The following is a 9,748-nucleotide window of genomic DNA, read 5'->3' as shown; positions in this document are numbered from 1 at the left end:
GCGTGCGCTTGAGGTGGTTGTTGATGACGATGCGGTTGTCGGCCATCAGCTTCGCCGGGACGGCGCGCACACTCGTGGCCGTCGGCACGGACAGCGAGGCGTCCATGTTCTTCGCGATCGCCGCCGCCGCGCCGCGGAGCTGCTTTCCGTCGACATCGGGCAGCGGCCGTGGCGGGAGCGATTGCGACACGGGCGGCTCTTCTTCGGCCTCGTGCTTCGTCGGGGTGAAGTCCGCGAAGAACTCGTGCCAGGCGCTATCCACGGAGGAGGGATCGGCCAGGAATCGTTCGTACATCTCTTCGACGAGCCACTCGTTGGCGCCGAACCGGTCACGGAAGGCTTCAGTGAGCATGCATACCAGATACTTTCGTTCAGTCGGTGGTCACCGCGGACTCCACGTTGCGCCCACGTCGGCAGTACTAAGTATAAGCTTAGTACTGCCGGAGTCATCTCGCCTCGGAGGGCAAGAAGCTCTCGCGTCGTAACCCGCGCGGCGAGTCAGACGATCGCCCGGCGCTTGAACGACCACAGGCTTGCGGGCAGGAAGATCAGCAACGCGATCGCGAGCCCGCCGGCGCAGATCCAGCCGGGAAGATGCGGGATCTCCGGGGTGAGGGCGCCACGGAGCCCCTCGCTGACGTAGGTCATCGGATTCAGTGCGCACAGCACGCGGAACCAGGGGACCGCGGTGAGTTCCGGGAACGGGAACTGGGCGGACCCGGTGAACAGCAGCGGAGGCATCACCAGCGAGAAGGTGATCCCGATACGCGCGGGAGACACGAGCGAGCCGATCGTGACACCGACGGCGCCGCCGGTCAGCGCGCCGACCACGGTGAACAACAAGGCGACAGGTAGCCCCGAAGCCGTCCAGTCGAGTCCGCCGAGCAGCAAAGCGCCGATCGGTGCCATCAGAACGGCCGTGATGATCCCGCGCGCGCTCGCCGCGACGACACGTTCGGCGACGATCCAGGGGATGGTCACCGGCGCGCGAAGCCGGTTTTCGATCGTCCGGGTGGTGAATTCCATGGCGAGCGGGAACGACGCGTTCTGGGTCGCGGCGAAGAACGCGTTCAAGGCGATAAGGCCGGGTAAGAGCAGCCGGGTGTAACTAGGCGGTGTGTAGCCGAGCGCGCCGAGGACCTTGCCGAACACCAAGAGCATGAGCAAGGGCTGCATCAGGACCTGGGCCATCACTCCCAGGAGTTGCTTCCGGGTGATGAGCAGATCGCGTTCGAGCAGACCGCGGAACACTCGCCACGGGGGTGGCCGGCGGATCCCGGCGCCGATCGTCCTGGAAGGCATATAATAAGCTTATGCGTGGTCTTTTCGCCCGGCAGCCCGACGGGGTGAACAGACCACGGAGTGCAGTGGTCCGAAGTGTTAGCGTGTTTTGGTGAGTGAGGCGGTTGAGGTGGCGGAGTCGGTGCGCTGGGCGGTGTCCCGGCTCGCGTCCAGGTTGCGGGCTCAGCAGTCCGGCGACACCCGGACCCTGACGCGGGTCGGCGCGTCCGTTCTGGCGAATCTTCGGCACAGCGGCTCGCTGACTGTCTCGGCGTTGGCGGGGATCGAAGGCCTGCAGCCACAGTCGCTGACCCGTGTACTGAACTCACTGGAAGAGGACGGCTGCGTCTCGCGCCGCCCGGACGAACAAGACCGTCGTGCGCAGAGGATCTCGATCACCGAACGGGGACGGGCCGCGCTCCATGACCACGTTCAAGAGGGGAATCGCTGGCTCTCCGACGCCCTGGAAGCGGAGCTGACGCATGCGGAACGTGAGATCTTGCGGGTCGCCGCGGGCCTCATGCTGCAGGTCGCCGAACACGGTGGGCAAGACAAAGCGGTAGTGGGCGCTCCGCCACCCTTGTAAAGGTTCAGTCGAGGAACCGTCCGGCGAGTCTGCTGAACGGCGTCTTTCCGCGCTTGAGGTTCGCGATGCTGAGATCTTTGAGGTACGGCTCCCAGGCGTTCATCTCCCACAAGTGATGGCAGTACGCATCCGGGAATTCCTCGTCACCTTCGTCGAAGAGCATGCTCAGCCCTGGGGCATTCCACGAAGGCCAGAAGAAGCTGCGGTGTCCCTCCACGTGCACCAAATCCGGATGACGATTAGCCAGCATCTCCGGATATCGGACCGAGTACTCATCCCAATGCTCGTCATAGCCGGTCGAACGGAAACCTGACCAGAGCGATTTCGCCGGATCGAGGCCATCACGCCACGTTCGCATGAACTCGGCGCCGGGCTCGGCCAGGATGACGGAGGCGCACAGGCCGTCGCGTCGAAGCGGGCCGCCGGGTGCCGCCGGGTCGATGGATTCCTGAGCTCCGAGGACCACCTGGTGATCCAGCAGCGGAGTGAACGGGCGGACGCACAGGACGTCCAGATCCAGGTAGATCCCTCCTTGCGCGCACAGGATGTCGAGTCTTGCCACGTCCGCACGGTGCGCGACGTGCTCGATGGGGACACCGGCCACGGCCGTGGGCGGCTCCAGGTCCACCAGATCCAGATAGGGGAGACTCCGATCCCACCACTCGCCGGACGGCCGGTGTTTGCAGTGCAGGTAGATCTTGTCCGGCCGGTTGACCTCGTAGGCTGATCTGACGGCGAGATGGTGTACCAAGGAGAACGGCTTTCCGCCGAAGTCGGGGGACAGGCCGAAAACGAAGTGGATGACGTTCGGTATCACGATCCGAACGGTGACAAGCACTCCTTGAGTGCCGCTGGACCGCGGCCCGGCCGCATGCGCTCTGGTGATTCTCAAGCGCCACTGCCTCGTGATGAGCTGTTGTGGAGCCATGCGGGTAGCTCTGACCACTCTGGGTTCACGCGGCGACGTCCAGCCGTTCGTGACACTGGGATACGAACTGCGTTCCCGCGGCCACGAGGTCCGGGTCGCGGCTCCCGCCGACTACGCCGACATCGTGGCCGAGGCATCCTTGGACCATGTTCCCCTGGGCGGCGCTCCCAGTGAGTTCCTGCCAGGAAAACCGTGGGATTCGCTCGGAGCTCCCGACCTGACGGAGAAGGTCCGGCACACCACATCGGCCGTTCGGTTGAGCCGAGCCCTCCATGTCCTGCCCCAGCGTCCTCGAGAAGACCCCCTCGGCCTGGTGCCGGCGATCCGGACCGCGACAGCGGATGCCGACGTCGTGGTCAACGCCATCCTGACCCGGCCTGTCCACCTCATGACAGGGGACGAGACCCCTTGGGCGGGTCTGTCCGGTTGGCCCCATGCCACGACGGGAGCTTTCCCTGCTTTCGGCGCGCCGCGGTTACGCCTGGGCAGTACGTACAACCGGCTCACCTACGCGGTGCGGTCCCAGTTGGAATGGCGTTGGGCACGCCGCGCGGTGAACAACCACCGACAGGCAGCCGGGCTCGCGCCGTTGGGGCGCGTCTCGCCCTTGCGCGGTCTGGGCGTTGAGAACCCGCTGTTCCACCCGTTCAGTCCGAGCATCATGCCTCCGGTACGCGACTGGCCCGAGAACAGCCACATGACCGGGTTCTGGTTCTGGGACCGCCCCTGGCATCCACCGCGTGACCTGGCGCGATTCGTGGAGACCGGCACACCGCCCGTGGTGCTCACCTTGGGCAGCATGTGGCCGATCCACCGGAACTTCGATCTCCTGCGCATGGTGATCGATTCCGTGACCGCATGTGGCCGACGGCTAGTCTTCGTCGGCGAACACGAGGATGGGCTGCCGCCTCACGTGTTCCAAATCGACGAGGTGGACTACAGCTGGCTGTTTCCCCGGTCGGCGCTTGTGATTCACCACGGCGGCCCGGGAACCATGGGCGACGCTCTTCGCGCGGGCGTGCCGCAGGTCGCCGTCCCGGCACTGGTGGACCAGCCCTTCTGGGCACGGCGAATGTACGAAGTCGGTGTGGCCGCCGCTCCTGTCCCTTTGCCGGGGATCACCGCCGAGAACTTGCACGCCTCGATCACCGTGGCCCTTTCCGACGTCCGACTCAAGCGAAGGGCGATGCAGCTCAGTGGCTACGTCCAAGCCGATCGCGGTGTCGCGGCCGCGGCTGACCTGCTCGAGGATTGGGTCGACAGTCGCAAGTCGGCTCCGGCCCCGGTCGCCAGGGCGGGCTCGTGAAGGCGGCCGAAGGCAATCTACGAAGGCCGGCCCTTCTCGCTGTGTTGTGCGCGGCCCAGTTCGCCGTGATGGTGGATGTCGTCGTGGTCAACGTGGCGCTGCCGTCGATCCAGGGCGAGCTGGGCGTGCCGCAGGGAACGCTGCAGCTGACCGCGGTCTCCTACACGGTCGTCTTCGGCAGCCTGCTCATCGTCGCGGGCCGGGCGGGAGACCGGTTCGGACGTCGCGGACTGCTTCTGTGCGGTCTGCTCGTCTTCACGGTGGCGTCCGGTCTGTGCGGCCTGGTTGACGAGGCATGGCAGCTCTTCGCCGCTCGTGCCGGTCAGGGAATCGGCGCGGCGATGGTTTCCCCGAACGCGATGGCGCTGCTCACCTCGTCGAGCCGAGAAGGTGAGCAGCGCGACCGAGCGCTCGGCTTCTGGATCGCCGCCAGCGCGGGTGGCGCGATCGCGGGCCAGCTCCTGGGCGGTGTGCTCACCGAACTGGCCGGCTGGCGCGCGATCTTCCTCTTGCACGTGCCTCTCGGGGTGCTTGTGTTCGTCGTGGCGCTCCGGTTTCTCCCCAGCGGAACGATGAATCGCTCGTCGACGCTGGATCTGCGCGGCGCCATGCTGCTCACCGTGTCACTCGCCGCCTTGAGTCTGCTGCTGGCCGGCGTGACCAAGGACAGCACCATCGCGACCGTCATGGGAATCGTGGTCCTGCTCGTCCTCGCCTCAGTGCTGCTTGTCGTCGAGCGAAGGCATCCAGCGCCGGTACTGCCCGGAGGGCTCATCAGGCGTCGCCCGGTACTCGTCGCCAATATCGTTCAAGGTCTCACCGCCGGTGCTACTACCGCCGCCATCTACTTCACCACGTTGACCATGCAGGGAGCCATGGGATACGGCCCGCTGCAAACCGGCTTGGGCTTCGCACCCGTGACGGCGATCGTGCTTCTGGTCTCTCCCCGTGCGGGCGCGCTGGTTTCGCGTCTCGGTGCGCGGAACATGCTCGTCCTGGGTACAGGAATCGCCGCGGTGGGCATGGGCCTTCTCGGAAGCACTGCCACAGCCTTTGGGAACTACTGGGCGGGGATCCTGCCCGGGTTGGCCCTCGTCGCAGCCGGCAACGGATTGTCGTACACCCCGGCGTACTCGGTCGCCACCGCAGTGCCCGAAGGTGACCAAGGAGCATCCGCGGGCTTGATCAGCACGACTCAGGAGCTGGGGGCGGCACTAGGTCTTGCCTCCGTCGCGCCCGTGGTAGCGTTCATTGTCGGCTCTGAGATGAGTGACTTCTCGATGGGCTACCTAATATCTGCGCTGATGGTCATCGTGGCAGGACTCCTGGCCCTGGTGATTCCGGCCAAGTCCAAGCCGCTCGTGCGAGCCGGCTGAGCAACACCACTTGCTCACCACTGTGCACCGCGTCCCACAACGGCAAGGCGGGCGAGTCGGCCGCGATGCGGAGCACGGCAACCAGAGTTCAAGTTGCGGGTTTGGACATGCCTAAAGCTTCGGTGGGTTCGCAAAAGTACGCCTTCTGCCGGGAGCACCGCTCCAGCAGCGGACGAATCCGACGCGACCCCACGAGTCTGACTCTGGCATCCGTCGTGCGCCCGCCGTCTACTCCGGTCGAATCGCCAAAGAGCGGTGGTGGATCCCCAGAAAATGAAGAAACCTTCACTCGGTAGTGTTGAGTGAAGGTTCTCGCAACTGGTGAGATCTCACCTAAAGCGGTGTCCGAGGGGGGACTTGAACCCCCACGTCCGTTAAGGACACTAGCACCTCAAGCTAGCGCGTCTGCCATTCCGCCACTCGGACTTGCTGATGTGAGAAGAGTATACGTCGCCTGGAGGGCCTCAATCAGGGGGGTACGTATAGTCACGCAGACCTACATTGAGACGATGATCGGTTACCCTCCGACAGCTCCCGCGGTGTCAGAAGGGCAAGTTCCCCCAGGTCGAAGGCGGAAAGTGCGTAGTGTGACCGGCGACTACGGAGGGTGGGGAATCAAAGTCGGGGACGTGGCGCTTACACGGGCGTGAAGAAGATTGGTTTCCTGTCCTTCGGCCACTGGTCACCGAGCGCGCACTCCGAGACGCGGTCCGCGGCCGACTTCCTGCATCAGTCGATCGACTTGGCGGTCGCGGCCGAGGAGCTCGGCGTGGACGGCGCGTATTTCCGGGTGCATCACTTCGCGCGGCAGGCGGGGAGTCCGTTCCCGTTGCTGTCGGCGATCGGAGCCCGGACGTCGAAGATCGAGATCGGGACCGGCGTGATCGACATGCGGTACGAGAACCCGATGTACATGGCCGAGGAGGCGGGCGCCGCCGACCTCATCTCCCGCGGCAGGCTCCAGCTCGGGGTCAGCCGGGGATCCCCGGAGCAGGTCATCGACGGCTGGCGGTACTTCGGGTACGGGCCGGCGGAGGGGCAGACCGCGGCGGACATGGCCCGTCAGCGCACCGAGGTCTTCCTCAAGCTGCTCGAGGGCGAGGGGTTCGCGCAGCCGAACCCGCGGCCGATGTTCGCCAATCCGCCGGGGTTGCTGCGGCTCGAGCCGTACTCGGAGGGGTTGCGCGAGCGGATCTGGTGGGGTTCCAGCTCCAACGCTACCGCGGTGTGGGCGGCGGAGCAGGGCATGAACCTGCAGAGTTCCACCCTCAAGGACGACGAGACGGGGGAGCCGCTGCACGTCCAGCAGCGCAAGCAGATCGAGGCCTACCGCGAAGCCTGGAAGGAGGCCGGACACTCGCGTGAGCCGCGGGTGTCGGTCAGCCGCAGCATCTTCGCGTTGACCAACGACCTTGACCGGGCGTATTTCGGCCGTGACCGGGACTCGCGGGACCAGGTCGGCATGATCGACGAGACGACCAGGGCGATCTTCGGCCGGTCGTACGCCGCCGAGCCGGACGAGCTGGTGCGGGCGCTCAAGGAGGACGAGGCGATCGAGGCCGCGGACACCCTGCTGCTCACCATCCCGAACCAGCTCGGCGTCGAGTACAACGCGCACGTGCTGGAGAGCATCCTCACCCACGTGGCGCCGGAGCTCGGCTGGCGCTGAGAATGCGCGGTTCGGCGGATGGGCCGGGGTGTTCCGCTCGTTACGATCGGGACATCCCCGGCCATCGGAGGGTCCCGTGAGACTGCCCCGATCCCTGTCCTGCCTGGTCCTGGCCCTCGGCCTGGCCCTGCCGTCGACCGCGCAGGCGAGCGCTCCCGCTCCGCTCGGCGGCGGGAGTGTGTTGCAGAGCAGCGCCGCGACGCGGTGTACGGCCGGGTTCGCCGCCGTCTCGGGGAATACCGGCTACTTGATCGCGAGTTCGGCTTGCGGCAAGCCCGGTGACACGATCCGGAGCGCCGGCCGGGTGGTCGGCGTGGTCGTGGGCGTCCAGACCCCGCCGACGGGCGCGATCGTCATCCGGGTGACCAACACGACCGACTGGCGGCTGGTGGGCTCGATCCCGCCCACCGCACCCCGCGTGACGATCACCGGGTCGGTCGAAGCCCCGGTCGGCGCGTCGGTGTGCAGGTACGGCGCGACCACTGGCTGGCACTGCGGCACCATCCAGGCGAAGAACGTGTCGATCACCTTCCCGGACGGAACACTGACCGGCTTGACCCGGACGTCCGTCTGCGCCGAGCCGGGGGACAACGGCGGACCGTTCGTCAGCGGGGCGCAGGCGCAGGGCGTGCTGGTCGGTGGCAGCGGCAACTGCTCGAGCGGCGGCTCCACCTACTTCGTCCCGGTCAACCGGATCCTGTCGGCCTACGGGCTGACGATCCTCGCCGGCGCCTAGAACGGCAGCGCCCTCGGATACGGGGGAGGGGAATGCCGCGCGAACGCCGGCGTGGTCGTCACGCGGGTTTCCCGGACGATGTCGAAGATCGTCTGGTGTTCCGGGGTGAGCGAGCCTGCTTCGGAGTTCAGCGTGGTGGCGCCGGTCGACGGCCAGCGCCCGCGGTCCAGCCGCCGTTCCAGCGTGCGCAGCGCGGTGATCTCCTCGGACGCGGTGAACACACAGTGACCCGCGCGGTTCACGAACAGCTGACGGAGCTCGTCGCCCGGCCCCACTCGTTCGGCGTAGGCGCGTTCGTGCGCCGCGGGCGCGGTGCCGTCCGCGACGGTGTGCATGGTCAGCACCGGGACCGGCGTGCGACCCAGCGGCAGCCCGAAGCGGGCCAGATAGGCGGACGCGGCCGGATCCGGAGCGATTCGGGGCGCCTTCGCGAGCCGGTCGAGGTCCGCACCGAGGTCCAGCCCCGCCTCCGCGTAGGCGCGTTCCACCAGTGTCCGTTCGCCGGACTTCGCCAGGATCCGCCGGTAGTCGACGCCCACGTTCCAGCTCGGGTTGCCGCCCGCCCGCTGTTCCAGCGCGACCCGGTCGGCGCCGAACGCGCCGGCGCGGTAGAAGCGATCCCAGACGCCCTGCCAGAAGACCTGATCCGCGACGTCCGGCGGACGTGGTTGCGTGGCGTCCAGCCAGCCTGGGATCTCGGCCAGCGCGTTCGCCAGCGCGAGCCGGGCCCTGCCGCCCGGATTCGCGGTGGCGGCCTGCACCACGTCGACGAATCTGCCCACGTTGGCCGCGGGATCGGTGATCCGCACGAGTTGCAGCCGTGCGTCGAGCAGCGTGTTCAGCGCGTACCCGATATCGAGCGACGAATTCCAGTGCGCGGCCCCGCCGGCGAGGGTGCCGCAGAAGGTCATCAGGCCGTCGAACCGGCGCGGGTTCCGCTCGGCGAGCAGGGTCGCGGTGATCGCGCCCACCGATTCGCCCGCCGCGATGGTGCGTCGCGGCGGGCCGATCGTGCGGGTGAACCAGTCGAGCAACCGGGTCTGGTCGGTCAGGGCCTCCTCTATCGACCAGCCACGCACGGTCCGATACTGGGACGCGGCCAGTGCGTATCCCTGCTCCAGCAGGAAAGACTCGGTCGCGGGCTGTGACGTCAGCGCGATCCGATCGGGTTCCGGATACGCCACGGAGTACATCCCGTGGCTCCACAGCACGAGCGTGCCGTTCCAGTTTTCCGGCACCAGCACCAGATGCCGTGCGCCTTCGAGGTCGCCCTCGTACCTGGCGACCGGGCCGTCGGCCGAGGCACGAGGGACCACCAGCCCCAGAAAGATCGTGAGCAGGGCCAGGAAGACAAGTCCACGTCGTGCCACGACGACCACCCCCGCGGCTCATCTTTCGCCGCGCGGATCGCGCTGTCGACGGCCGCTCGGCCTAACTGAAGATGACCGAGCGCAGGAGAAGTCTGTCCGAGCCCCGGCCGCCGTTCGGGCGAAGCGAGAAGTAGGAATCGCTCGAGCAATCGTCGTCCAGGAACACCACCGCGGTCGAGTCGGTGTCGTTCCGCGGACGGAACGCGTCGACGTCCCAGTCGGCTATTTCGGGTATTTCGATGCATTCCCCGCTGGGCGGATCCACCAGGGTGCCGACCTGGATTTCTTCGTCTTCGTCGTAGTAACGGTAGGTGAATTCGCCGTCGGCCGCGGAGGCCACCGCCGGAATCGTGAAGCACAGGGCGACGGCGCTGACAATGGACAGGAAAGCGGTTCGTGTACGCATGGTTCGACGGTAGGGCGGTGATCAACATCGCCGGTAGGTCTCGCGGCCGAATCCACTCGGGGGAGTGGACCGGAGTCCGGACGGTGATCG

10 protein-coding genes and 1 tRNA gene are annotated in these 9,748 nt (G+C 66.9%); 5 read left to right on the top strand and 6 right to left on the bottom strand.

Annotation, left to right across the window (positions count from 1 at the left end):
- Positions 1–352 (bottom strand): hypothetical protein (locus DMC64_RS36230; RefSeq protein WP_148106988.1); only part of this gene is annotated, 352 nt, incomplete at its 3' end.
- Between the two features lie 146 nt (positions 353–498).
- Positions 499–1,302 (bottom strand): ABC transporter permease, encoded by an 804-nt coding sequence (locus DMC64_RS36225; protein WP_125737161.1) that lies wholly within the window; start codon positions 1,300–1,302, stop codon positions 499–501.
- A gap of 91 nt (positions 1,303–1,393) precedes the next feature.
- Here DMC64_RS36225 and DMC64_RS36220 point away from each other — a divergent pair, with 91 nt between their 5' ends.
- Entirely contained in the window at positions 1,394–1,867 is a 474-nt protein-coding gene (locus DMC64_RS36220) for a MarR family winged helix-turn-helix transcriptional regulator (RefSeq protein WP_125737160.1), read from the top strand.
- 4 nt (positions 1,868–1,871) lie between these two features.
- Here DMC64_RS36220 and DMC64_RS36215 read toward each other — a convergent pair whose 3' ends face one another.
- Positions 1,872–2,684: a glycosyltransferase family 32 protein gene (locus DMC64_RS36215; RefSeq protein ID WP_158634289.1), complete on the bottom strand. Its 813-nt coding sequence runs from the start codon at positions 2,682–2,684 to the stop codon at positions 1,872–1,874.
- A gap of 28 nt (positions 2,685–2,712) precedes the next feature.
- On the opposite strand from DMC64_RS36215, the gene DMC64_RS36210 reads away from it, so the two are divergent.
- Both DMC64_RS36210 and DMC64_RS36205 read left to right on the top strand, forming a co-directional pair.
- On the top strand, positions 2,713–4,101 hold the full coding sequence (locus DMC64_RS36210) for a glycosyltransferase (RefSeq protein ID WP_125737158.1): 1,389 nt from the start codon (positions 2,713–2,715) through the stop codon (positions 4,099–4,101).
- Positions 4,098–5,477: an MFS transporter gene (locus DMC64_RS36205; RefSeq protein WP_125737157.1), complete on the top strand. Its 1,380-nt coding sequence runs from the start codon at positions 4,098–4,100 to the stop codon at positions 5,475–5,477. The genes DMC64_RS36210 and DMC64_RS36205 overlap by 4 nt, the downstream gene beginning before the upstream one ends.
- A gap of 342 nt (positions 5,478–5,819) precedes the next feature.
- Here DMC64_RS36205 and DMC64_RS36200 read toward each other — a convergent pair.
- A tRNA-Leu gene (locus tag DMC64_RS36200) sits at positions 5,820–5,903 on the bottom strand.
- 220 nt (positions 5,904–6,123) lie between these two features.
- On the opposite strand from DMC64_RS36200, the gene DMC64_RS36195 reads away from it, so the two are divergent.
- Both DMC64_RS36195 and DMC64_RS36190 read left to right on the top strand, forming a co-directional pair.
- Positions 6,124–7,146: an LLM class flavin-dependent oxidoreductase gene (locus tag DMC64_RS36195; protein ID WP_037336569.1), complete on the top strand. Its 1,023-nt coding sequence runs from the start codon at positions 6,124–6,126 to the stop codon at positions 7,144–7,146.
- 76 nt (positions 7,147–7,222) lie between these two features.
- Positions 7,223–7,882 carry a S1 family peptidase gene (locus DMC64_RS36190; RefSeq protein ID WP_125737156.1) on the top strand — a complete coding sequence of 220 codons (660 nt, stop codon included), beginning with the start codon at positions 7,223–7,225 and terminating at the stop codon, positions 7,880–7,882.
- Here the strand turns inward: DMC64_RS36190 and DMC64_RS36185 are convergent.
- Both DMC64_RS36185 and DMC64_RS36180 read right to left on the bottom strand, forming a co-directional pair.
- A complete protein-coding gene (locus tag DMC64_RS36185) occupies positions 7,879–9,252 on the bottom strand; it encodes a DUF6351 family protein (protein ID WP_125737155.1) in 1,374 nt (457 codons plus the stop codon). The genes DMC64_RS36190 and DMC64_RS36185 overlap by 4 nt on opposite strands.
- Positions 9,253–9,313: 61 nt before the next feature.
- Complete coding sequence (locus DMC64_RS36180; protein WP_125737154.1) at positions 9,314–9,658, bottom strand: hypothetical protein; 345 nt, start codon at positions 9,656–9,658, stop codon at positions 9,314–9,316.
- Between the last annotated feature and the right edge of the window lie 90 nt (positions 9,659–9,748).

It is taken from the genome of Amycolatopsis sp. WAC 04197 (assembly GCF_003947475.1).
Lineage (GTDB): Bacteria > Actinomycetota > Actinomycetes > Mycobacteriales > Pseudonocardiaceae > Amycolatopsis > Amycolatopsis japonica.
This window is presented reverse-complemented; position numbering and strand designations above follow the sequence as displayed.